Below are 24,953 nucleotides of genomic sequence, written 5' to 3' on the forward strand. Positions count from 1 at the left end.
TGTAGGTTTCATAGCTGGATCCCGCGAACACTTCGGGGACGTAGGCAGCTAGAAAATATAGGAAAATATTCTTAACTTAGTGCCATTAGGTTATACTGCGTTGCACTCGGGTTACATCACTAACCAATATTTTGATTTAACATGCTGCTCATTATCGATAATTATGATTCATTCACCTACAATCTAGTACAATATTTCCAATGCCTCAATGAAGAAGTATTAGTTTATACGCATGATCAAATCAGAGTAGACCAAATAAAAGAACTTGCTCCTCAATACTTGGTCATCTCACCAGGGCCAAAAGCGCCAGATGAAGCAGGCATTTCCATGGAAGTAATACGTACTTTTTATCGTACTGTCCCTATTTTAGGTATTTGTCTTGGACATCAAAGTATTGCTCAAGTTTTTGGTGGTCGAATAATACCCGCCCCAGAAATAATGCATGGAAGAACATCAATTATAGAACATAATCAACAAAGAATTTTTAAAAACATTCCGAACCATTTCAAAGCAACGCGATATCATTCTTTGGCGGTAGAAAAACAAAGTCTTCCAGACTGCTTCACCATTGATGCCTGGGCAAATGATACAATAATGGCAATTTCACATCGTCAATATCCTGTTTTTGGTCTACAATTCCATCCAGAAGCAATATTAAGCCAATATGGACTGCAATTATTAGAGAATTTCTTGAAATATGAAACCCAATCTTCTGTTTGAGCACTTAATCGCAAAAAAAAATTTGAATCCTGAGCAAATGCAATCAGTGATTCATGCGTGTATGTCAGGTCAATATAATGATGTACAGATCGCAACATTTTTAGCACTCATGCGCATGAAAGGTGAAACTACCGAAGAGTTAATAGCCGCAGCTGAAGTCATGCAACAATTAGCCCACCCTATCGATTTAGGCACTAACTTAATTGATATCGTCGGAACCGGTGGAGATGGAAAAAATACATTTAACGTCTCTACGGCATGCAGCTTTGTGGTAGCCGCAGCAGGATTCCCAGTAGCAAAACATGGTAATCGCTCTGTTTCCAGTCGTAGTGGTAGTGCTGATTTATTAGAACAAGCCGGTTTTATATTAAGTTTGTCCGATCAGCACATCCAAACATGTATTGAACAATGTGGCTTGGCATTCTTATTTGCGCCTCACTATCATCCAGCTATGCAACACGCACGAGCAGCGCGTCAACAACTGGGGATTAGAACATTGTTCAACTTACTTGGTCCATTAATCAATCCGGCGCGAGTAAAAAAACAAGTAGTAGGTGTATTTTCAAAAGCCTGGCAAAAACCTTTAGCTTCTGTACTTGCTCACTTGGGAAGCGAAAGAGCCTTGGTAGTTAGCTCTCAAGATGGATTAGATGAAATCAGTATTGCAGCCCCTACAGATGTCATTGAGTATCGAGAAGGAACATTTCATCACTGGATAATTACTCCAGAAGACTACGGAATCAAACATCAGTCCTTAGATGAAGTGATTGTTGATTCACCCTCTCAAAGTTTAGAATTGATTCAAGAGGTGTTTTCCGGAAAAAAAGGAGCTGCTCGTGACATGGTTTTATTAAATTCTGCCGCCGCAATATACTGCGCTCAGGAAAATAGTTCTTTTACTCATGCTTTAGAACACGCCAAAATCGTTATAGACAGCGGCAAAGCCAGCCAATGCTTTACTCAACTTAGTCAATTAACTCAAACTTTAAATAAAGAATCGCATCATGAATAGTGTGTTACAACGTATTGCCCAACGTAAACAAGAAGAAGTCGCTCTTGCTAAGAAAAATAAGCCCTTAAGTTTATTAACACAACAACCCATTATGGATCGCCGTGATTTCATCGCTGCCCTGCAAGATAAGAACAATCCAGCAATTATTGCAGAAATTAAACGCGCATCTCCAAGCAAAGGATTGATCAGAGAGGATTTTAATGTAGAAGAGATTGCAACAATCTATGCACAACATGGAGCACGTTGCCTTTCGGTGCTTACAGACATTGATTTTTTCCAGGGCCATCCTGATTATGTAGCTCTAGCAAAAAATCATTGCAGCCTCCCTATACTACGAAAGGACTTTATTCTTGATCCGTATCAAATTTATGAAAGTCAGGCATTAGGTGCAGACTGCATCTTACTTATAGTTGCTTTACTTGATGATGTTCAGTTAACGGACTTCTGCCAATTAGCCCATGAATTGGAACTGTCCGTACTTGTAGAAAGTCATAGCCAAGAAGAGTTGGAGCGTGCTGTACGCTTACCTACTCCATTAATAGGTATTAATAATCGCAGTCTTCATACTTTTAAGACAGACATTCAACTGAGTATCCAATTAAAACAATATATTCCCCAAGATAAAATAACCATCACCGAAAGTGGTATTAATACCCATTCAGATATACATTTGATGCAATCTCACGGAATAAATACCTTTCTCATTGGAGAAAGTTTAATGAGGGCCAAGGATATAGGAAAAGCTCTGGATCAGCTTATAAAGGGAGCTTAACTTGGAAGCGCTATCGCTTTGTAGCTTGGGTTATGGCGCTTATACCTTAGCCAAGCTATAAAGCATTCATCACTTTATATTGATATGTGAACAAATGCAAAACAACTACTCCCAATTTGGCTCAGATGGTTGTGATGGTTCAGGCTCAGGATATCCAGGATCATCCGGCTCATAAGGCTCTGGTTCTATAGGATATTCTTCAGGCTGCTCAGGATACTCATAAGGCTCTGGAATTTCATTGTCGTTTTTCAAGATAACATCCTTATATTTGTAAGATTTATAAAAATTATAGCAAAAGGAAAAAAAATGAAAGTAGCTGTAATCACCGGTGCTGCAAATGGAATTGGCTTAGCATTAAGCCAAGTCAATCTACAACAAGGCCATACTGTAGTTATGGTAGATAAAGATGGTATTAAACTCAAACAAGAAACCGAACGACTATTACCCCTCTTCCCAGAACGGATTTTGGCAATTTCTTGTGATGTAACACAAGCTAATGAAGTGGCACAATTGGCACAACAGGTTGAAAATAAGTTAGGTCGTATTGATTGGATCTACAATAATGCAGGGATTATAGGCCCATTAGAGCCTATTTGGGATTTGCACCCAGAACATATTCAGCGAGTAATGGATGTGAACTTATATGGAATGATTCATATGATTCAGGCTTTTACCCCTTACTTATTTCAGCAAGCTTTTCATTCGCATATCATCAATATAGCGAGCCTATATGCATTATGTACCGGTTCACAAACAGCCTGTTACTCCATGTCAAAACATGCGGTACTTGCTTTATCGGAATCATTATATTTTGATCTGGTGCGTATGAAAAAACCCGTAGATGTTTCTGTTGTTTTTCCGTCCTTTACAGACACATCTCTTTTATCTCATACAGCAAATGCAGGTTCTTCTTTACATGAAGCATTAAAATCTCTTTTATCACATTCACGCCCTGCTATGGATATTGCAGAACATATTGTACATGAAGTGAATGAGAAGAAGTTCTATATTTTCCCGGATAAAGAAGTAAAAGGATATTGTGATGAACGAACTAAGGCTATGATTCTCCAAGAAAATCCGCATGTAACTAATATTGAAAAGTTAATGGGTGCATTAATTAAACGGCAGGAATCCAGGAATTAATCATTCTGTCAGCTTATCTAAAAAAGTTGCCTTTCACATCCTCCTAATGTATTAAACAGTCAATCTTCTTTCTTTAAAGAAGATTGACTGTTTAAATGCAAAGCTCTTGAAAAAGAATTAAACCCTAGGCCCAATACCTTGCCTCATTAAATAGCAATATTTGTTAAGCTTATCTGTATTCAACAATTCCTGCTTGATTCACACCAGAATCTAGAGAAAACTTTTCATCCTCAGACTTCCAAAATGCCCCTGAAAAATTACTCAGTTTAGTTTTGATATCATGTGGAATAGATTTTTTTTTGGCCTCTCGATGGCTTAAAACATTTGCTGGTGTAATAACATGAGCACCGTTAATGTAAAATACTTTCTCTATTCGGCTCAATACCTCAGAAATAGAATAATCTTTAATTGGAACGAGTTTAGGTGCTTGGGAGGGAGGCCATGGCCGATCAATATAAACTTGATATCCTAATTCTTTTTCAATTTGTTGGATTTCAAGCGCCGTTTTACAAAAAAGCCTTGTTAAACATTCAGATAAAATAGGATGCTGATCTACATTATGAGATAGCAAATAAGAATGTAAAAAATAGGGGTCCATACCAAAAACATATTTATTTTGATATTCGTTCATTAGAGAGAGTTGAGGTTGGAAACCACGCGATGTAAGCGGTGCAGGATTAGGGGTATTAGGGATGTGTTCATAGTTTCTAAGAACAACAACACTATCTAGCAGTATATTCCAAAAAGTGTTTCCTACACTATTTTTGTTATTAATTAGAACATTTAAGATATCAACAACTGATTTTATTTCTGAATTGAATTTGATATACCCAAGGTCGATTGCCTTCATAATAAGATAAAACTGAATCCTGTGGGTAAATTTACCATGATAGAAGAGTGGCGCTATTCTTGGATCTTCATTCCACAAAATATGTTTTTCCACCAACTCATTTGCCAACGAGTTAGGAAGAAAACCTAACAGTGTGGGCACTCCACCACTGTTTATTTTGTGTTTTTGCTCCTCAGTAGTCAAAGTGTCATTGACAACATGGCCTGTATCGTTGGCTCGCGCATCAGTTTTTTCTTCGGGTAAGGGCCAAGATAATCCAATATGGCTAATCTGAGAGTATTTTCGCCTTGGAGTTATCGATAATTTTTTTTGATTTAAGGTGGTTTTTAGAGCATCTTCAAGATGGCGTAACAAATAGTCTAATATTTGTTTACTCGATAATAAAAAACTAATGTTAGCAAAAATTACTGCGGTCTCAGAAGAGACTTTCAGATCTTGATAAATTTTCAAAAATTCTTCATAGATCTCTTTATCAAGATCAGTTAACTTAATTTCAGAAGGAAAATTTTGATCAATTATTTTCATAGTATAGATTTCCCGGGTAACGCTTTGCCTTCACCCGGGATGACGCAATTAAGCTTCTAACATATCCAATAACTCACGACGAAACTTATGATAATCCACTTCTACAGCATGCCGAGTATGGGATTTAAATCGATAATGAGGTTTATTCATTTCTTGAAGTGTTTTTTCAAGCAATTTATCCGGTCGCTTTAAAGTACCCATAATAATGCGCGCCGCAATTTTTGACTGATAATCCGCGAGCGGCCAAATACACCCTTGGGGCTGGCACAAGCCGATAAAATAGAGATTATCGTAGTCTGGGTGCATCATTTTCCGATAGAGTGGTATCTTAGTTGAATTACTAAAGTCAGCAATTCCCTTATCGAGGAAAGGGAAACTTATTTTATAACCTGTAGCAAAAATTACCGTATCAAATTCTTCAGACTCACCATCTGTGAAATAGACGCGTTTTCCTTCGAAATGCGTAATTCCTGGGCGAGGGAACACTTCCCCATGACGAATAAAATAGAGTAACTCTGTATTAATGGTTGGATGAATTTCTAAAGGACCACAATCCGGTTTCATTAATTTATATTTAGCGTATCTTCCCTGCAAGAGCCGAGCACAAAAACTCAAAAACTTCTGTCTTAACCAGGAAGGCATCCATCTAATTTTTGCTACAGCATCATCGGTTGGTTTACCAAATACAAATTTAGGGAAAATATGATACCCTCTACGCATACTGATACACATTTGCGAAGCAACACGTGCAACCTCTACAGCAATATCACAAGCAGAATTACCACCACCTACAACCAAAACACGTTGATCTTTAAAAACAGAAGCTTTCTTATATTGATGTGAATGAAGCAGCTGGCCAGAGAATTCACCTGGATATTCTGGCATGCATGGATCCCAATGATGGCCATTAGCGACTAACAGATAATCAAAAAACTCTTCATGAGTACCTTGTTCATTTTCAAAAATAACTTTCCATTGGCCGTGATCACTATGTTCTACTTTTAATACAGTCGTGTTAAAACGAATGTATTTAGTTAAATCAAAATGATCCGCATAGCTCTTAAAATAATCTAAAACTAAGGTATGCGATGGATAATCAGGATAATGCGCTGGCATAGGAAAATCTTCGAATTCAGACCAACGTTTTGAACTAATAATATGAGTCGTTTCATATACACTGGAATGATCATTTCGTTCATCATACACCCAGTTACCACCAATTTGATTATTTTTTTCAAATACCGTGATATCGGTTACACCCTCTTCTTGCAAATTTTTAATTGCAGCAAGACCGCTTGGACCGGCTCCAATTATGCAGACACGAGAACAATTTTCTTTACCCTTTTGCTTGATTTGCATTACTCAACACCTTTTTTACTTCTTCCATTATCATTGCTTGTACAACGGGATCTTTATCAATAGTGAAATGATTCACTGCGATGCCTTTTAACGTAGTCACGTTAATGTTGTCAATACGTGTTTGCTCTGAATTTACTGCTCTAAGCTTTAAACCGCTAAACATAGGAACATAACCAGGCTTATAAAAATTCATCGCATGCTTCACATTTGGTGGCACAATTGTCTGTGATACAGCATCCACAGTGACCAATAAATCCACAGGAATACCCATTCTATCCAGATTACGAGCAACTTTGATTTGTTCATTAGCACCTAAAGAATGTCCTACTAAAATAATAGGTCTGTGCTGTTGATGTTTTTGATAATAGGTAGCTATTGAACGTGTTACATTGCCTGCGTTGTACCACATATCGCTAGGAGCTGGGACGTTGTACTCTTCAATAACACTATCGCTTAGCGTTCTCATTCCAGTACTAAAAAGTCCAAGCCCCCCAAGCATAGTATGTACTTCACCATGATAAGGTTGTGACTTACTCACTTTCACTGTCTTCGATGTTGTTTTCCCATTCTTTTGAGTTTCGGATTTATGAAACACAGATTGAGCGATTTTAGGTATTGGTCTCTTCTCAGAAGCTCTACCTCCTGATAAGTCGACACAGCCCGTCATACTTATGGTAATAAGTAAAAACAAAAATGAGCTGAAAACACTAAATTTTCTATTTTGAAATGAGTTCATTTTATTTTTATTCTTAATTTTTAAAGCGAGGATCATAGCTTATTCTTAGAAGGTTTGCCAAGATCGGTTGAAATGAAGTTAAATTCTTTCATTACTATATGTAAGTTATTAATTTTGTTACTCTGCGAACCATATTTAGTTTATCTTGTTTATCATTTTAAGGAGCATGTACAAATTGATCGTGGAAAAAAGAAATGCAATTCTTACTGTCAGCCAACTTAACCGACACGTTAAATCTTATCTAGAAAACGAACTGGGTACAGTTCATGTTGAAGGGGAAATCTCTAATTTGAGTAAACCCGGATCTGGACATTTTTATTTTACATTAAAAGATCATCATGCCCAAATTCGTGCTGTTTACTTTAAAAATCGCCACGCCAATGGACTTGCAAACAAATTATGTGATGGCCAACATATAGTTGCTAGTGGAAGATTAAGTCTGTATGAAGCACGAGGTGATTATCAATTAATCGTAGAACAAATTACTGAAGCGGGCTTAGGAGCCCTTTACCAACGTTTTGAAGAATTAAAAAACAAACTTGCAGCTGAGGGTTTATTTGATGCAATAAAAAAACGACCCATTCCTGCCATGCCTCGCACAATTGGGATTATCACTTCAACAACAGGGGCTGCGATTCGCGATATATTATCCACTCTAGCGCGACGTTTCCCATTAGCTGAGGTCTTCATCTATCCAAGTGAAGTTCAAGGTGCTGGCGCAGCACAACAACTGATCAACGCATTAAAACGTGCGGATGCAGAAAAACGATGTGATGTGCTTTTGCTTGCACGCGGAGGCGGAAGCATTGAAGACCTATGGGCATTTAATGATGAGCAATTGGCACGAATTATTGCAAATAGCTCAGTACCTATTGTATCTGGCGTGGGCCATGAAACAGATTTTACAATTGCCGATTTTGTAGCGGATTACAGAGCAGAAACACCTACCGCCGCAGCTACAGCAGTAACACCCGACTGTAATGAGTTGTTTAAATTATTAAATCATTCCATCTCTCGTTTGTCGGAAGCAATGCACCGATTTTTGCAAAAATACCAAATTAGATTGCATCACTTAATCGATAAAATATCGTCACCACAAAAAGCAATTGCCAGTCATTGGCAAACCACTGACTACCTAGAACGACAATTGATTACTTGCATGCGCTCCATCATCAAGCAAAAAACACATCAACTCCATCTGTGCATTAATCATTTGAATGTCCAAAATCCCAAAACACAAATCAAACAAACACAGGTTCTTTTAGAAAAAATATCAACCCAATTAATCCAGAACATACAGAATAAGATCAATCAACTTCAATATCACTTAAGAACCCAATTATCTACCTTGCATGCAGTCAGCCCCTTGGCTACACTGGATAGAGGATATGCTATTGCAACGAAAGAAAATAAAGTATTGTTTTCGAGCCAACAAGTAACGATTGGCGAGACAATCGATATACGCTTGGCACAAGGTAATTTAACCTGCGAAATCACCCAAATAAATGAGTAGAAAATGCTTGAAGAATTAAACAATAGTCTTTATTGGATTTTAAGCCAAACAAAAAATAATATTCCCATTCTAGAGATTATTTTGTTGATTCCCTGGCTTTTTTTCTTTGTGAGCCAAGTCTACAAAAAAATCTTATTCCTGGGCATTATTCCAAGGCATCTTCGTGGCTTACCTGGTATTCTATTTGCCCCGCTTTTGCACTCAAATTTCAACCATATATTTTTTAACTCGATTCCCTTGCTCGTTTTAAGTAATTTCATTTTAATTAATGGACTTAACTACTTTCTTGTTGTTACCATACTGATTACTGTTTTAAGCGGAATTGCGATATGGTGCTTCGCTAAACCTGGTATACATATAGGTGCTAGCGGACTAATCACTGGATATTGGGGGTTTTTAGTTAGTAATATCTATCAAACTGGCACAATAACGACAATAATCCTTGGGATCATTAGTCTCTATTATTTTGCAGGTATTTTTTTTGGTATTTTTCCTAGAGATAAAGGAGTGTCCTGGGAAGCACATTTATTTGGTCTATTAGCCGGTTTAGCTACAAGTTATTTATTTGTGCTTTATCCTAATGTTCTACAAACAATTCAAGTTCCAACTAATAGTTTTTAAAATATTGAGTTGTTCTACTCATTTGCGCCTAAATGCCTCCTTTTCGAGTTCTGAAGCGCAAAAAATCAGGACAGCCTGGCTAAGATAGTAGAAATTTAAACAGACCCTATGCTATCCTAAAAAGAAAAAAATAATTCGAGAAATCAAGATGCAGTCACTTAAAACTCTTTTATGTATCGGTATATTAAGTCTTCTTATTTCACCAGCATACGCCCAATCCCAATATATTTCCGGTTGTTGTAGTCAAATGGGAGGAGTGAGCTATTGTGATTCATCTGCCGGCCGTCTTGTTTGTAGAAATGGTTTTTATTCTGCATGTTATTGCACACCACACGCTGTGATGGATTTACAATTATTTCGTGGTTGCTGCTTATGGAAAGGCGGCGTTGTTTCAACCTACAGCGTAACTGGATTCGTTGTATGTAATGATGGCTCAATTTCTGAAGAGTGTTCTTTACGACCAGAAGAGAAAATTGCAGCTTGGTAGGTTTCAGATATATACTTCGCGGCTTATTCTCACGCTGCGAAGTATCGCTTGCCAGGAACACATATGCTTAACCAAATACAATCCACCCTTACCTTATTAAAACAACAAAAACCCTTAATACTTTGCCTCACTAATTACGTAACTATGGATTTTATGGCAAATAGCCTTTTGGCTTTGGGTGCTGCACCACTCATGTCTGAATCTGTAGATGAAATTGAAGAGCTGATCCATTTAAGTCAGGCAGTATATATTAATATAGGTACTTTGAATGATGCATTTATGGATAGAGCTCGATTGGCAGCAAATATTGCAAACTCCATAGGTAAACCACTTATTATGGATCCTGTTGGCGCAGGAGCAAGCAAACTTCGAACTGCTGCCGCAATGGAGTTATTTCCTTATGCTCAAGTCATCAGAGGAAATGCGAGTGAAATCATTTCATTAGCTGGTGCAAACGGCAGCACTAAAGGAGTTGAAAGCTCAGATCCTGTAACCAAAGCAATCAATAGTGCACATATACTAGCACAATCCCATAAAACAGTTGTAATCAGCGGGCCTGAAGATTTTATAACTAATGGAGTGGATGAAAATTTACTGCCATTTGGTTCTAACCTCATGCCACTGATCACAGGAATGGGTTGCACAATGACCGCTGTTCTTAGTGCCTTTGTTGCTTGTCACGCCAATCATTATCATGCTGCAATTCAAGCAACGGCCTACTTCGGCTTATGTGGACAATTGGCGCATGATCGTGTCAAAACTCCTGCAACATTCAAAGAAGTATTTATTAATAATCTGTTCGAACCAGATTGGAGTTCAATGTCAAAAGTCGTAGCGGAGCATAGTTATGCAATATAAAGCCTTATCTATAGCAGGATTCGATGGCTCAGGTGGAGCTGGAATTCAAGCTGACTTAAAAACATTTTCTGCTTTAGGTTGCTATGGAATGACTGTGCTTACAGCACTGCCCGTACAGAATACCTGTGGCGTAAAACGGTGCTACACTATTCCATTGCAAGCTATAGAAGATCAGCTAAATGCTATTTTTGATGACATTAAACCAGACAGCATAAAGATAGGGATGCTCTTCAATAATGAAATCATTGAGTTAGTTTCCTCATTCCTTAAAAAAAAAGCAGTAGATATTCCCATCGTGGTTGATCCTGTAACTGTTGCTAAAAGTGGTGATCCTTTATTATTACCCGAGGCTGTGGATTCCCTGATAACAAACCTTATGCCACTTGCCACGTTGATTACCCCCAACCTTCCAGAAGCATCTACTTTTACAGGAACACATGCATCGTCTGAAAAGGAAATGATGTATGTTGCTCAACAGCTGCTTGAGTTTGGCCCTAAATATGTTTTACTCAAAGGTGGACATCTTCTCCACTCACAAGAATCGAATGATTTATTAATAGGAGCAAATGGAGACACTCATTGGTTTGCAAGCCCGAGAATTAATTCTAAAAATACTCACGGAACTGGATGCACTCTTTCGGCAGCGATAACGGCCTGTCTTGCCCAAAAAATCGACATGATTCCGGCATGCGGTATCGCAAAAAGTTATTTATTCAATGCCATTCAGGCTGCAAAGGATCATTGTGTGGGTTTAGGTAATGGACCGGTCCATCATTTTTATCATCTCTGGCCAGTACAATTGTTAGATATTTAAAAACGTACCCGCATACACATGTATGCCTGAGTGCAACGAAATAGAGCTTGGGAAAATCATTGACCAGGATTTCGCTTCACTGCACCCAAGCAACATTTAGAGTTCGTGTTGGTGCGTATTCTTAACTCATACTTTTTGGACTACTGCCTCTTGATGTTTTTCAATGAGTTCCCCAAAGCACAATGCGCTGAAAAGAATTAACAAATAACCTATCGTAGAATAACAAAATATAGTATCTGAGAAAGATAGCACACAAAAAGAAACCAATAATCCCAAAAGAAAGGGTTTCATTTCTTTAAGCTTGAAGGCAGTAATAAACAACGTGCCTATAAAAAAAAGAAAAAGAGCAATCCCTATTAACCCCAGTTCCGCAAGAGTCAACCAATATTGACCATGAGGTTCATTAAGCTTCTTTCCCCAGGCAGGAATAGGCTGTTCTTTGGCAAAGTTATATTGGAAACCTCCTGTGCCTACCCCTATAAGTGGATTTCTTTCAAATAAAGATTGAGCATATTGATGAAACTGTATTCTAAAACCTAAAGAAGTATCTGCTTGATGATGTTTCAGGAGCTGAATATCATGCATCATTAAATGAACCCCGTTTTGCATTACGGGACTTAGAGTATAAGCCAAACTAATTGCGCCTATAAATGCTACCATCCCTATTAAAGCTTTTTTAAGAGGCAATTTTTGCACAATCAATAAAGACATTAAAACACCATAGATAATGTAGCCAGTTCTTCCAGGATTAAGAAAAAATGTGTGATATGTTCCTAAAACAACCATAAAAATATAGAAAATCCGCAACCACTTATTTATATTCGGTCGTAATGCTAAAATTACGGCAAAATAAACACCTAAGGCAACCATAAACCCAGTAATAATATGATTGTAAAATACATCTGCAGGATCTGTGGAATGAAACGTTATTAAATGTCTAACCTTCAACACCGAAAGAATACAAGTCACGATCATCGTTAATATATAACTATTTAAAACCCAAATTCTGGTCTGTGGTTTAATAAAGCCTACAGCAAATACAGGCAGGAAAATTAACTTAGAATATTTATCAATAACATTATATTGTAAGGAGTACGGTGCTTCAGACCACAAACACGCGATTATAACAAAAAGAAATAAACCAATGGCGGCACGGGCCCATAATGTATTAAAAGCATAATGCATATATTGTCTGTAGTAAGGAGCAAGCACGAGGGCCACTAAGCAAATTACCACTAAAATTGACTTAATACTGACACTTATAGGGATAAAAAAAGCTAATAGGACAAGAAGCGTTGGTATTAGTATATTATTTTTTTCTTCTAACAAGCTCAGTCTCAAATTAATTCCTCTGTGCTTTTTGGCAATTGGTCTATATTGCTGTCTTGATACAATTGTTTAATACCACGATAAAAAGTACCTTGTGCATTAAACACTGCAAATAAAAAACCTATTCTGCCATCTAAAAATCCACGTTGCAAGATATAACATCTGAAAAACATCCATGCTGTACTTGCCACAGTTTTAATGAAACTGGATTTTCTCTTATTTAAGATGTATGTTTTCGCGCTATAAGATGAATATTTATTCATCTTATACAAAACATGACTTACATCTTTAAATGAATGGTGCATAATGACATTTTTGATTTTACCAATTCGTGTACCCTCTGGAAGTACTATTTTTTCATGCACAATATCATTACTAAAATAGGCGTTTGCACGTTTAAAAAGACGAATGTGACGCTTGGGGCTAGAAGAATATTTTAAGGGTTGATTATAGAAATACATTTGAATTGCAATTCTAAAAGCATCGGCTGAATTGGATGACATGGCCGCCTTGATTTCTTGCTGCAACTCCTCACTGACGGATTCATCAGCATCAAGATTTAACACCCAATCCCCTGTAGCTTTTGATAATGCTCTTTGTTTTTGAGCACCATAACCTGGCCAGTCTGTGGAGAAAACATGCTCGGTGTATTCTTTGGCAATGGCTACTGTGTTATCAGTACTTCCAGAATCCAGTACGATTACTTCATCAGCAAATCGTACGGATTCAAGACATCTTCTAATATTTCTCTCTTCATTTTTAGTTATTATTGTTACAGTCAATGTCATTTAAAAAACACCCTCTCTATGATCATGACTAACAAAATGCAGCTTTCCGTCTTTAACTTTTAAGGTGACGTGACCACCATGCATCAACTTACCGAATAAAAGTTCGTCCGCAAGTGGTTTTTTTACATTTTCTTGAATCAATCGAGCCATTGGTCGAGCGCCCATCACCTTGTCATAGCCGTGCTCAATAAGCCACTCACGAGCCATTTTATCGACGTTAAAGGTAACACCTTTATGACTTAATTGCTCATCCAACTCCATAATGAACTTATCAACCACTAAACCAATGGTCACAGCATCCAATGGAGCAAAATTAATAATTGCATCGAGTCTGTTTCTGAACTCAGGGCTAAATTGTTTTTTAATCACTTCAAGCCCGTCATTGCTATTATCTTGTTGTGAAAATCCAATAGAGTTCCGTACCATCTCTCCTGCCCCTGCATTAGAGGTCATTACCAGAATAATATGTCTAAAATCAGCTTGACGACCATTAGTATCGGTTAAGGTACCATGATCCATAATTTGCAACAGCAAATTAAATACATCTGGATGGGCTTTTTCTATTTCATCAAGCAACAGTACTGCATGAGGATTTTTGGTAACTGCTTCAGTCAACAAACCACCTTGATCATAGCCAACATATCCCGGAGGAGCACCAATTAAACGGGACACTGTATGTTTTTCCATATATTCAGACATATCGAAACGTAACAACTCTATGCCTAAAACATTAGCCAATTGTCTGGTTACTTCTGTTTTTCCAACACCTGTTGGTCCAGCGAATAAGAAACAACCAACTGGTTTTTGAGGATCTCTAAGTCCAGAACGACCTAATTTAATTGCAGAAGCTAATGCAGTGATCGCCTGATCTTGTCCATAGACTAAGAGCTTTAAATCACGTTCTAAATTCCGTAAAGTATCTTTATCACGGGCAGATACTTTCTTGATAGGTATACGTGCAATTTTCGCAACTACGCTCTCAATTTCAGTCACGCTAATAATTTTCTTGCGTTTGCTTGCCGTTAATAAATTCTGATAGGCACCTGCCTCATCAACCACATCGATCGCTTTATCAGGTAAAAATCGATCATTAATGTATTTTGCAGATAATTCAGCAGCAGCTTTCAGTGCAGGAATAGTAAATTTCACACCATGGTGTTCTTCTAATCGTCCTTTTAATCCTTTCAATATTTCAAATGTTTCATCGACTGTAGGTTCAGGAATATCAATTTTTTGGAAACGTCTTGCTAAAGCTCTATCTTTCTCAAAAATACCTCGGTATTCCTGGTAAGTTGTAGAACCTATACATTTTAGCTCTCCGTTTGCCAACAGAGGTTTAATTAAATTAGAGGCATCCATAACACCACCAGATGCGGCTCCAGCACCAATAATTGTGTGAATTTCATCAATAAATAGTACTGCTCCATCCTGTTGACCTAATTGTTTTAACACTGCTTTTAATCGTTTTTCAAAATCACCACGATATTTGGTCCCAGCAAGCAAAGCACCTAAATCAAGTGAATAAACAATACAATCACGGATGGCATCAGGTATTTCACCATCTACAATACGTCGGGCCAGTCCTTCTGCAATTGCAGTTTTACCCACTCCAGCTTCACCCACCAGCAAAGGATTGTTTTTCCTGCGTCGACATAATACTTGAATGGTGCGTTGTACTTCTTCATGACGTCCAATCAAAGGGTCAATTTTTCCTTGTTTTGCACGTCTGTTGAGGTTGGTACAATAGCTTTCCAGAGGTGACTCATTTCCCTCTGATGAATTCATATCATCTTCCATAGAATTCATGTTTTCATGCATATCATTGTTTTGATACTTAGAAACACCATGAGAAATATAATTAATTACGTCAAGTCGCGTAATGTTTTCACGGCGTAAGAAATAAACTGCCTGGCTTTCTTGTTCGCTAAAAATTGCCGCTAAAACATTAGCCCCGGTTACTTCGGTTTTTCCAGCAGATTGAACATGAAATACTGCACGTTGTAACACGCGTTGAAAACCAAGTGTAGGTTGAGTTTCCCTATCTAATTCATCTTCAGGAATTCTAGGGGTCGTTTCATCTATGAATTCAATTAAATCGCGACGTAATGCTTCAATATTTGCATCACATGCTTGCAATACACTTCCAGCCGCTGGATTATCAAGCAATGACAACAACAAATGCTCCACGGTCATAAATTCATGACGCTTCTCTTTTGCTTCCTTGAAAGCTAAATTCAAGGTGAATTCAAGTTCTTTATTTAACATTGTCGTTGCTCCTCTTCAGCCCACAGCAAATTACTCGGGTTCCATGCTGGATAGCAATGGGTGCTGATTCATTCTGGCGTATTCATTTACCAGTGCTACTTTTGTTTCTGCTATATCTCGTGTAAATACCCCACACACGCCTTTTCCTTGAATATGAACCTGTAACATCACCTGAACAGCAAGTTCTTCACTTAGGTGAAAAAAATGCTTCAGTACCTCCACTACAAAATCCATAGGTGTATAATCATCATTGAGCAATACTACTTTGTACTTTCTAGGCACTCTGATTTCCGTGCTCAGCTCCGGTTCAGCGACTTTTTGCCTAACAATTTCCTCTAGATTTTGCCCGCTCATAACATACAACCTCTATACTATTTTTATAGACTCCTTACGCACTTTTGGCCAGTAAAATCATCTATTTTTAATGAAAAAATTAGTCTTTGAAATATTCAAAAACATATTGATTAGTTAACATTCATTAAAGGTATAATTATAGTTGGTAGGAAAGTAGCCCTAGTGAAAATACAAAACTGGATAACTATCCTTGCTTGTATTGGATTTCACTGAGGCTAGATTTCATCCATACGATTTACATATTTTTAATTATTTCCTCTCCAAAACCAGAGCTACTGACCAAAGTTGCACCGCTCATACCACGCTCAAAATCATAGGTGACTGTTTTAGCTGCGATGGCACCTTGCATGCCTTTGATAATTAAATCAGCAGCCTCATTCCATCCCATGTGACGTAACATCATTTCAGCAGACAGGATAATTGACCCAGGGTTTACTTTATTCTTGCCCGCATATTTTGGTGCCGTTCCATGGGTTGCTTCAAATACAGCAACGTCATCACTTATATTTGCACCTGGAGCAATACCAATACCACCTACTTGAGCAGCTAAAGCATCGGAAATATAATCCCCATTTAAATTTAGCGTAGCAATTACGCTATAATCTTCCGGTCTTAAAAGAATTTGTTGCAAGAATGCATCAGCAATTACATCATTTATAATAATTTGCTTACCTGTTTTTGGATTCTTGAATTCCATCCAAGGACCACCTTCATATTCTTTAGCACCAAAAACATCGCGTGCAACTTGATAGCCCCAATCTTTGAACGCTCCTTCGGTGAATTTCATAATATTGCCTTTATGAACCAAAGTAACTGTTTGGCGGTCATTATCAATTGCGTATTGGATTGCGGCTCTTACTAAACGTGTAGTTCCTTCTTTAGAAACAGGTTTAATACCTATGCCACAATGCTCAGGAAAACGGATTTTTTTAACACCCATATCCTTCATTAAGAATTCAATCACTTTCTTAGCTTCTGGGGAATCCGCCTTCCATTCAATACCCGCGTAAATGTCCTCAGAGTTTTCTCTAAAAATAACCATATCGGTTTTCTCAGGCTCTTTGAGTGGACTTGGGACGCCCTCAAAATAACGAATGGGTCGCAAACAAGTATAAAGGTCCATTTCTTGACGAATAGCGACGTTGAGTGAACGAATTCCGCCTCCAACTGGAGTTGTCAGGGGGCCTTTAATCGAAACAACATACTTTTTCATCGCATCTAAAGTTTCTTTAGGTAACCATTGATCAGCCCCATAAACTTTAGTCGCTTTTTCTCCTGCATAAACTTCCATCCAGGCAATTTTTCTCTTATCACCATATGCTTTTGCAACAGCAGCATCAACAACACGAATCATAGGTGGGGTTACATCCACACCAATACCATCTCCTTCAATAAAAGGGATAATGGGATTATTTGGTACACGAAGTGACAGATCAGCAGCAACTGTTATAGCCTCACCATGTGAAGGCACTTTGATTTTATCGTATGTCATTGACAACTCCGTAAAATTAGAGAAAAGGCAATGATAGCATGTGATAACTTGGAATCCCAAGTACCATTTCTATTTAATTAGCATGCTTGAATGTTTACTATGCATGTTGCAACATTTTGATCTGTTCAACAAGTTGATCATATCCTGCTTCAACGTTGATATAATCATTTTTTGACAAATAAATAGACAATGATCCATCATCTGTGGCAGAAGGTTTTTGTAAAATTCCATTATAACCTTTGCTTTTCAAACGGAGAAAATCATTAATTTTGGTGACTAAATAAAAATTACGGAAATAATTTTCAGGAATCATATGGATTGCCTGTGCATCTTTTTCCAATGTGTTTCCTGGTAAATAATCTTTAAGTGAATAAGTTGAATTATTATGTACAGCTACTATCTTCCCTTTTGGCAATAACTGCTTGATTTTACTAGCCAACTTATTTACTTCTTGATGCGCCTGAGGATTATATCGACCGAACTGTGAAAGCGTTTTTTTGATTCCATTATCTGTAAAAATTCGATTTGGATCAAACTCATAACGTTGGTTATTTAAATGAAAGACTACATTTCGACCGCCGGAGTGTACGAGTGCAATAAGGCTCCCTCCATCTTTCTGGATCACCGCCTGAGCTGCTTTTAAAGCAGTTTGTTCATTATGATGCAAGTGTATAAAAGTCTTTCCTCTACCGACAATCTGTTTAATCTCTACTTTTTCATCACCAACCATTACAACATGATTCATCGCATAGGTACATTGACAAAAAAAGAGAGAAACTAAGATTGTGTATTTCATGAACAATTTTCACCATAAAGTATAATTTTTGCGTTATTGTATAAGAATTAACCTACAAAAACAATGAATTGAATTGCCCATAATATGGAAAGCCCCTACTATAGGCATATTCGAAACTCCTTTTTATATCATATTTAATGCCAGAGATTATACTCTTCAATAAACCTTATGGTGTCGTTAGCCAATTCTCAGGGGATGCTCAGGAGCATACCTTAGCTGCTTTTATCAATAAACCTGATTTTTACGCAGCAGGACGATTGGATAAAAACAGCGAGGGCCTATTATTATTAACGAATCATGGAGCTCTGCAACATCAGTTAACTCATCCTAAATTCAATAAAAGAAAGTATTATTGGGTTCAGGTTGAGGGTATTCCTAATGAAATTGATTTAGCTCCCCTGAAAAAGGGTTTAGTGCTCAAAGACATTAGCTTTTTGCCTGCTGAAGTCAAACTTATTGAGGAGCCTCAATTATGGCCACGTACCCCCCCTATTCGCTTCCGGAAAAATATTCCTACCAGCTGGTTGGAAATTACTTTAAGAGAAGGGAAAAATCATCAGGTTCGGAGAATGACTGCCGCAATTGGGTTCCCTACCTTAAGGTTAGTCCGTCATAGAATTGGTAGCTGGAGCTTAGAAAACTTACAACCTGGTGAATACAGAATAATACATCATCAATTCAAATAACCAACCCTCATCACGAGTGTAACGCTTCCAATTCACCTTAAGTTTTCCTGGACAGCCACTGAGCCTACGTGCTCCGACTTGTCCGCGGGATCCAGGAAAAAAGCGAGATAAATGCCTCAATCCCTGGATCCCGCGGCCAAGCCGCAGTACGTGGGTTTTGTTATAAGTCATGTAAAACTTAAAGTGAATTGGAACGTGTAACGAAGGATGATCCCTTAACGATAAACCAGACGTTTTAACAATGTATCTTCGCCAAGCAAGCGTATCCATGGCCAGATAAACATACCAACCAAAGCACTCGCTACAGGCATAAACAAACTATAGTTGAAACCCAGAAGAGCAGTAATTAAAGAGATAATCGATTGGTATAAAAGACAAAAAAATCCAACTAAAAATATTTGCTGCATCATAGAAAAAAATTGAAACCGTCTTGATTTGCTGGAAGCAATCCAGGTAACCAAAAGCAAGGCAAATGAATGCTCTCCAATTACTGTTGCCAATAGGACATCCAATAATAATCCCACAAACAATAAGGTAGTTAGCCTAAAGTTGCCCGGTAAAAAATATTCTATGTAAAGCACGAGTAATAAAACCCAAGGCGGTCTAAAATCTGAGATTAATTCAGGCATAGGTAAAATGGATAAAAGAAGAGCTATAATAAATCCCAAGCATAAGCGTACGCGAAGATTTCTCATCACATAGTCTCCTTAGCATTTAAACGCTCATTAATTTGCGTATTTAATTGCTCTTGCTCTACATCTTGCCAAATCAGCAATACCAACCGATTACGATTAAGTAGGGCAACGGGTTCTACTTTAACCTTAACAAAATCTTCACCAGGAATGCTATTCACCTCTTCCACACGCCCTACAGGATATCCTTCTGGATAATGCCTATCCAAACCCGAAGTAACCAATACATCACCCGGATGAATCGATGAAGTTTTGGGTAAATTAATTAAAGATAATTTCTCTATGTCATTAGTTCCAACAAGAATCGCACGTTCTCCCGTGCGATTATTACGTACTGGGACAGCACTCTTAGAGTCAGAAATAAGTAAGACCGTACTGGTTATAGGACCCACATCAACAATTTGCCCCATAACTCCTTTGGCATCCAAAACAGGCTGCCCCACATAGGCACCATCCCGTTTTCCCTTATTTAAAATAACTACTTGACGTGAATTACTGGTATCAACAGCAAGAATTTGTGCAGCCATTGCACTCATATCGGCTTTAGAGGAAGTTTGGAGCAACTCTTTTAATTGAGAATTTTCTTTTTGAATGATGATTAACTTTTGTAATTCTGCTTCCAGCATGGTTTGCTGATAGCGCAATTGCATATTTTCTGCGATTAACGCTTTTTTCGCACTAACCAGCGACTGTACCCAGCCAATGACGCGTACAGGGTAATCAACTGCATATTGCAAAGGTGCAACGACAAAGGAAAAACCACTACGCACACTATCTAAATAACGGTAATGATAATCAGAGAACATTAAAAAAACAGAAAAGACAAGAGCGAGCACAAATCCTAAAGAACTGTACCCGCGTCTACTAAACAATCTGTTATGCGTATTATTCTGTTGAGAGGAAATCACCGCCGCGCAAATCCATGGTTTCTAAAGCTTTACCACCACCACGTGCAACACAGGTCAGCGGATCTTCAGCAATTAATACAGGTAAACCAGTTTCTTCCATTAGCAAAGTATCTATGTTTTTCAATAGCGCACCGCCTCCGGTTAAAACCATACCCCGCTCAGCAATGTCTGCTGCCAATTCAGGTGGAGCTAATTCTAAAGCAGCTCTCACTGCCCCAACAATACCTGATAAAGGCTCTTGAAGTGCTTCTAAAATTTCAGCACTAGTGAGAATGAAACTACGGGGAACCCCTTCAGCGAGGTTTCTTCCACGAACTTCTATTTCAAATAAATCACGACTTGGGAATGCTGAGCCAATTTCATGTTTGATACGCTCTGCGGTAGTTTCACCAATAAGTGTTCCGTAGTTTCGGCGTACATAAGATACAATCGCATCATCAAACTTATCACCACCGATACGAACAGATTGGTGATAAACAATCCCACTTAAGGAAATAATTGCAACTTCTGTTGTACCGCCACCTATATCCACAACCATAGAGCCACTGGCTTCTTCCACGGGCATTCCCGAGCCTAAAGCAGCTGCCATAGGTTCTTCAATAAGGAATACTTCACGGGCACCCGCTCCCATTGCAGATTCGCGAATCGCACGACGTTCAACTTGCGTCGAACCACAGGGAACACAAACCAAAACTCGTGGACTTGGACGTAGGAATTTATTTTCATGAACTTTATGAATAAAATGTTGCAACATTTTTTCAGTAACAAAAAAGTCAGCGATGACCCCATCTTTCATCGGTCTTATGGCGTTGATGTTTCCTGGGGTTCTTCCCAACATTCGCTTCGCTTCAAGACCTACAGCCGCAACACGTTTTTGCCCTGACTCATTACGCAAAGCAACTACAGAGGGTTCATTTAGAACAATCCCTTTGTCTCTCACATAAATCAATGTATTAGCTGTTCCCAAATCAATCGATAAATCATTGGAGAACACACCCCTTAATTTTCTGAACATAAGCCGCACTATCCCATTCTCTTTTTGTGCGCTACTTTATACTAAATTTGGATAAAAATCGACAGTTCTACACAACAATTTAAAATTAAAGAGTGAATTTTTATACATGAAGCAAATTTTCAATTTTTGATAAGCGTCAAAAACAATAATAACTTTTATTGTATTTGTGCAACTTCAAAAATCAAAATAACAAACTGATTATAAATTATTTTTCTAAATTACCATTTTAAACATTGTCCAAGCTTCCATTATGGTTCAATTTCCAGTTAAAAATATATTTTGTAATCAATTTGATTATATTATACACTATCATCCCCTGACATAGATGAACTTCACTTAAGGTTGTTATTTATTATGCCTACCAGTTTAAAACTCAAAGAATTATCGCAGTGGACCCATGGTGAACCTGATTTAATGGGTAGACTTCTTTTTAATCTTTTTATCTTCTTAAAAGAAGCAACTAATAAGGGCAAAGACAGCCCTCAATATCTAAAGATAATGGATAACATTGCTAATTTTATAAGTCTACTAGGACCTCAACGACTCCATATTCACCAGCAAGACAAACCAGCAATTGATGCATCTGCGTTGTTAGGCGCTTATTTACGTTTAGGAATAAAACATAATGATAAGCCAATTGTTGAGTTAGATAATGAGCAAATCGCCGTAGTACATGCTTTTGTTAAACCATTAATTCACGAAGCGTTCACACCTGAACAATTTTTTGCGAGTATCGAGGGGACTCCTTCCCAAAAACATAAAGCAATATTAAAAATGTTTATTTTTAAAGGTATTTCTGCTGAAGAGCAGAAGGAGATGTTCAAGGGAAAGTATGAAGATAAAGTACATGAGCTTCTTGACTCAATCCTAAATTTGGCTGACTTCATGCGAACTCCTTTTAGAGTCTTACCTGAAGAGGAAAAAGCAGCCATTGCTCAAGCAAAAAAAACGGGTAAAGGGCAAGCGCAAACGTCTGGGATTGACTTGCAATGGACCTCAATGCATAAAGCCATTGAGCAAAGTCTGGAAAATATTATTGCTTTAAAAATGAAAAAAAGCTCACCGTTAAAAAAGAATAAAGCGGAAGAAGCGCAAAAAGCTCTTCAACAAATAAAACAATCATTAGGTCAATGTCAAAAATGCTTCGGAGTAGCTAATGCAATCTATGAAACACAAAAAGAATTTGCAGTAGAAGCCAGAAGACTTGAAGAAGTTCACAGTGAAACCTTTAAAACGCTTGGTTTCCCAGAAGCAAACCAAGAGAAAATAAATAAATATATTAGTGACTTTAGAGAGATTCTTATAAAAATAGATCCTGAAAATGCCAAGGCAATACAAGCCATGACACTCACTCAACTTATCAAACTTTATGGCGATCAATCGAACGCCAGTTTCGAGAAAAAGAGGAAAGAATTAGCTTCTACTCAGGAAGAGCTACAAAAAACCAGCGAACTCGTAAAACAAAAAACAGATGCTTTACAAGAGTCTCACAGCCAGCTACAAACCTTACAACAAGAATATGAGCATCTTAAGCTTCAAATTGATGAAGCGACCCAAAAGCTTGAGCAACAAGGTATAGAACTTACCCGACTTCAAAAAGTCGAATCCGCAGCTAAACAAACTATTGAGCAGCAAAAAAATGAATTACAACAAACCAGGTCGGCTTTAGAAGAGTTGAAGATTCAATTACAGCGTGTTCAAAAGGAAAAAGAGGAGCTAAGGATTTTAGCCTCTGGAAAGGAAGACGAAAAAACAATTTTTCAGCTTAGAAAACGATTAGAAGAATTACAATTAGAAAATAATGAATTAAATCAACAACTTAAAGAGAAACAAACTGCAAAATCATCAAGTGAAGAGAGTCCCGAAATAAATCCGCTTCAAACAAAGCTGGATTCTCTACAACGAGAATATGAGTCATTACTTGAGCGAGTAGAAAAAGGGAAAAAAATCCAGGAACCGGTAAGTGAGGCTCCACAGGATATGACTCAGCTTAAAGTTCAGTTGAAGACTTTGGTGCAAGAAAATGCTCTGCTCAACGAATCATTAATTAAACTAAGAAACCAGTTAAAAGAAGCAAATGCCCTAAAACAACCAGTTGAAGTACCCGCTGATAATATAAAACCGGATCTACTTATAGCCCTGGGTGGATTACGCTTAAATAAAGCAGATACAAGTAAAATAAAACAAAAAATAATTAACTGTAACGATCAAATAGGTTTATTAGAGATAGCTGCTGAAATTCAGCGCTTAGAGAAAATTAATCAGTTTATAGAAACAATGAATAATGGAATTTTACAGCGTGCAGGTTTTTTCTCCTCTGATCCGCATAAGAAAATACAGACAATTGAAACAACCTTCCAACAATTATCTATTGAAGACAAAAAGAAATTGGCTGGATTGTCTGAGAAAGAAATGAATGATGAATTGAGTAAAGAAAAAGGTAAAGAAAGTGATATTGGAAAATTCCTTAAAGCAATTCATCATAAAAGAGGCTTTATTGCGATTCGATCAGCAACGAGCTTCACATTCTTTAAGACTGAAATTAGTCACTTAAAAGATGAGTTAGAGCATATTAACGCACCTGCGTCTGTACTCTAAAGCATTTCAATTGTGTGTCACTGTTGTACTAATTAATACGCACAACAGTGACATTGTTCTACTTATTTAATAGGATTTTTATTCTATTTTATTAATAACAAATACCTGATTTAATTTATCTCGATTCGCCGTCATAAAATGTTGGCCTAAACCCTTCACCTCAGCAAGCTCTTCTAAAGATTTAAAACCATGATGACTTTTACGATAGGCAATGATGGCTTCAGCTCGCTTTTTCCCAATACCTTTAACTGAGCCCGTAAGCGTTGATAAATCAGCCGAGTTGAGATCAATTTTATGAATTACTACAGGAGGCTTTTTTTTGCCTGAGATATCTTTGGGAATAACTGCATGAGCAGAAAAAGTAATTACTGATAATGACAAAACAGTAGCAATAAATTTTGCTTTCATAATTTTCTCCTAATTGTTGGACTATATGGCTCGTTCCAGAGCCGGCAAAAGTATCCCAAGATTTGAGCGTCCTGTCGAGAGGTTTTTTAATTTTTTTGCTTTAAGTTCAATGAGTAACGAAAAATCTAGATTGATGGGGCGGGGATGTTTGGCGGGCACCTTCTCCCCAATGGGAGAAGGGAAAATTGTCAGCATTTTTTAACTCGACCGCA

At 37.7% G+C, this 24,953-nt stretch carries 25 protein-coding genes; 11 read left to right on the top strand and 14 right to left on the bottom strand.

Features of this window, described 5'->3' with window-relative positions:
- The first annotated feature begins 141 nt into the window (after positions 1-141).
- Genes ACWTEW_RS27110 through trpC form a run of 3 tightly spaced genes read left to right on the top strand, consistent with a single transcriptional unit; the run spans position 142 to position 2,504 of the window.
- Positions 142-720, top strand: coding sequence for an anthranilate synthase component II (locus ACWTEW_RS27110; protein WP_454781193.1), 579 nt, complete (start codon positions 142-144; stop codon positions 718-720).
- Positions 698-1,732: an anthranilate phosphoribosyltransferase gene (trpD, locus tag ACWTEW_RS27115; protein WP_454781194.1), complete on the top strand. Its 1,035-nt coding sequence runs from the start codon at positions 698-700 to the stop codon at positions 1,730-1,732. Before ACWTEW_RS27110 ends, trpD begins: the two co-directional genes overlap by 23 nt.
- Positions 1,725-2,504 (top strand): indole-3-glycerol phosphate synthase TrpC, encoded by a 780-nt coding sequence (gene trpC, locus ACWTEW_RS27120; protein WP_454781195.1) that lies wholly within the window; start codon positions 1,725-1,727, stop codon positions 2,502-2,504. The genes trpD and trpC overlap by 8 nt, the downstream gene beginning before the upstream one ends.
- Positions 2,505-2,609: 105 nt before the next feature.
- On the opposite strand, the gene ACWTEW_RS27125 is transcribed toward trpC, so the two are convergent.
- A complete protein-coding gene (locus ACWTEW_RS27125; protein ID WP_454781196.1) occupies positions 2,610-2,756 on the bottom strand; it encodes a hypothetical protein in 147 nt (48 codons plus the stop codon).
- A gap of 54 nt (positions 2,757-2,810) precedes the next feature.
- On the opposite strand from ACWTEW_RS27125, the gene ACWTEW_RS27130 reads away from it, so the two are divergent.
- The gene (locus ACWTEW_RS27130; protein WP_454781197.1) at positions 2,811-3,647 is read left to right on the top strand and encodes an SDR family NAD(P)-dependent oxidoreductase; all 837 of its coding nucleotides are present in this window, start codon (positions 2,811-2,813) and stop codon (positions 3,645-3,647) included.
- 169 nt (positions 3,648-3,816) lie between these two features.
- On the opposite strand, the gene ACWTEW_RS27135 is transcribed toward ACWTEW_RS27130, so the two are convergent.
- Genes ACWTEW_RS27135 through ACWTEW_RS27145 form a run of 3 tightly spaced genes read right to left on the bottom strand, consistent with a single transcriptional unit; the run spans position 3,817 to position 7,117 of the window.
- Entirely contained in the window at positions 3,817-5,022 is a 1,206-nt protein-coding gene (locus ACWTEW_RS27135; RefSeq protein ID WP_454781198.1) for a LirA/MavJ family T4SS effector, read from the bottom strand.
- A gap of 48 nt (positions 5,023-5,070) precedes the next feature.
- A complete protein-coding gene (locus ACWTEW_RS27140) occupies positions 5,071-6,381 on the bottom strand; it encodes a flavin-containing monooxygenase (RefSeq protein ID WP_454781199.1) in 1,311 nt (436 codons plus the stop codon).
- Positions 6,359-7,117: a thioesterase domain-containing protein gene (locus ACWTEW_RS27145; protein WP_454781200.1), complete on the bottom strand. Its 759-nt coding sequence runs from the start codon at positions 7,115-7,117 to the stop codon at positions 6,359-6,361. The genes ACWTEW_RS27140 and ACWTEW_RS27145 overlap by 23 nt, the downstream gene beginning before the upstream one ends.
- Positions 7,118-7,283: 166 nt before the next feature.
- On the opposite strand from ACWTEW_RS27145, the gene xseA reads away from it, so the two are divergent.
- The 5 genes from xseA (at position 7,284) to thiD (ending at position 11,410) form a co-directional block, all read left to right on the top strand.
- Positions 7,284-8,630, top strand: a complete 1,347-nt coding sequence (gene xseA, locus ACWTEW_RS27150) for an exodeoxyribonuclease VII large subunit (RefSeq protein WP_454781201.1) — start codon at positions 7,284-7,286, stop codon at positions 8,628-8,630.
- Between the two features lie 3 nt (positions 8,631-8,633).
- Positions 8,634-9,251 carry a rhomboid family intramembrane serine protease gene (locus ACWTEW_RS27155; RefSeq protein ID WP_454781202.1) on the top strand — a complete coding sequence of 206 codons (618 nt, stop codon included), beginning with the start codon at positions 8,634-8,636 and terminating at the stop codon, positions 9,249-9,251.
- Positions 9,252-9,399: 148 nt separating this feature from the next.
- Entirely contained in the window at positions 9,400-9,738 is a 339-nt protein-coding gene (locus ACWTEW_RS27160) for a neurogenic locus notch (protein WP_454781203.1), read from the top strand.
- Between the two features lie 63 nt (positions 9,739-9,801).
- Positions 9,802-10,596, top strand: a complete 795-nt coding sequence (gene thiM, locus ACWTEW_RS27165; protein WP_454781204.1) for a hydroxyethylthiazole kinase — start codon at positions 9,802-9,804, stop codon at positions 10,594-10,596.
- Positions 10,586-11,410, top strand: coding sequence for a bifunctional hydroxymethylpyrimidine kinase/phosphomethylpyrimidine kinase (thiD, locus tag ACWTEW_RS27170; RefSeq protein WP_454781205.1), 825 nt, complete (start codon positions 10,586-10,588; stop codon positions 11,408-11,410). The genes thiM and thiD overlap by 11 nt, the downstream gene beginning before the upstream one ends.
- A 126-nt stretch (positions 11,411-11,536) precedes the next feature.
- On the opposite strand, the gene ACWTEW_RS27175 is transcribed toward thiD, so the two are convergent.
- The 6 genes from ACWTEW_RS27175 to ACWTEW_RS27200 form a co-directional block, all read right to left on the bottom strand.
- Positions 11,537-12,751: an O-antigen ligase family protein gene (locus ACWTEW_RS27175; RefSeq protein WP_454781206.1), complete on the bottom strand. Its 1,215-nt coding sequence runs from the start codon at positions 12,749-12,751 to the stop codon at positions 11,537-11,539.
- Positions 12,748-13,527, bottom strand: coding sequence for a glycosyltransferase family 2 protein (locus ACWTEW_RS27180; protein ID WP_454781207.1), 780 nt, complete (start codon positions 13,525-13,527; stop codon positions 12,748-12,750). The genes ACWTEW_RS27175 and ACWTEW_RS27180 overlap by 4 nt, the downstream gene beginning before the upstream one ends.
- Positions 13,528-15,792, bottom strand: coding sequence for an ATP-dependent Clp protease ATP-binding subunit ClpA (gene clpA / locus ACWTEW_RS27185; protein ID WP_454781208.1), 2,265 nt, complete (start codon positions 15,790-15,792; stop codon positions 13,528-13,530). It lies immediately after the preceding gene.
- 30 nt (positions 15,793-15,822) lie between these two features.
- Positions 15,823-16,146, bottom strand: coding sequence for an ATP-dependent Clp protease adapter ClpS (gene clpS, locus ACWTEW_RS27190; protein ID WP_454781209.1), 324 nt, complete (start codon positions 16,144-16,146; stop codon positions 15,823-15,825).
- A 235-nt stretch (positions 16,147-16,381) separates the two neighbouring features.
- Positions 16,382-17,638 (bottom strand): NADP-dependent isocitrate dehydrogenase, encoded by a 1,257-nt coding sequence (gene icd / locus ACWTEW_RS27195; RefSeq protein ID WP_454781210.1) that lies wholly within the window; start codon positions 17,636-17,638, stop codon positions 16,382-16,384.
- Positions 17,639-17,735: 97 nt separating this feature from the next.
- Entirely contained in the window at positions 17,736-18,383 is a 648-nt protein-coding gene (locus ACWTEW_RS27200) for a protein tyrosine phosphatase (RefSeq protein WP_454781211.1), read from the bottom strand.
- Positions 18,384-18,571: 188 nt separating this feature from the next.
- Between ACWTEW_RS27200 and ACWTEW_RS27205 the strand changes: the two genes are divergently transcribed.
- Positions 18,572-19,120, top strand: a complete 549-nt coding sequence (locus ACWTEW_RS27205) for a pseudouridine synthase (RefSeq protein WP_454781212.1) — start codon at positions 18,572-18,574, stop codon at positions 19,118-19,120.
- A gap of 215 nt (positions 19,121-19,335) precedes the next feature.
- On the opposite strand, the gene mreD is transcribed toward ACWTEW_RS27205, so the two are convergent.
- From mreD to ACWTEW_RS27220, 3 genes are read right to left on the bottom strand one after another with little or no spacing between them, the layout of a single operon-like run.
- Positions 19,336-19,815 (bottom strand): rod shape-determining protein MreD, encoded by a 480-nt coding sequence (gene mreD / locus ACWTEW_RS27210; RefSeq protein WP_454781213.1) that lies wholly within the window; start codon positions 19,813-19,815, stop codon positions 19,336-19,338.
- Positions 19,815-20,720 (bottom strand): rod shape-determining protein MreC, encoded by a 906-nt coding sequence (gene mreC / locus ACWTEW_RS27215; RefSeq protein WP_454781214.1) that lies wholly within the window; start codon positions 20,718-20,720, stop codon positions 19,815-19,817. The genes mreD and mreC overlap by 1 nt, the downstream gene beginning before the upstream one ends.
- On the bottom strand, positions 20,698-21,735 hold the full coding sequence (locus ACWTEW_RS27220; RefSeq protein WP_003636696.1) for a rod shape-determining protein: 1,038 nt from the start codon (positions 21,733-21,735) through the stop codon (positions 20,698-20,700). Before ACWTEW_RS27220 ends, mreC begins: the two co-directional genes overlap by 23 nt.
- A 354-nt stretch (positions 21,736-22,089) precedes the next feature.
- On the opposite strand from ACWTEW_RS27220, the gene ACWTEW_RS27225 reads away from it, so the two are divergent.
- A complete protein-coding gene (locus tag ACWTEW_RS27225) occupies positions 22,090-24,333 on the top strand; it encodes a coiled-coil domain-containing protein (protein ID WP_454781215.1) in 2,244 nt (747 codons plus the stop codon).
- A gap of 78 nt (positions 24,334-24,411) precedes the next feature.
- Here the strand turns inward: ACWTEW_RS27225 and ACWTEW_RS27230 are convergent, their stop codons facing one another.
- Positions 24,412-24,741 (bottom strand): ComEA family DNA-binding protein, encoded by a 330-nt coding sequence (locus tag ACWTEW_RS27230; protein ID WP_454781216.1) that lies wholly within the window; start codon positions 24,739-24,741, stop codon positions 24,412-24,414.
- Positions 24,742-24,953: the final 212 nt, after the last annotated feature.

This window comes from Legionella stuttgartensis, assembly GCF_977063405.2.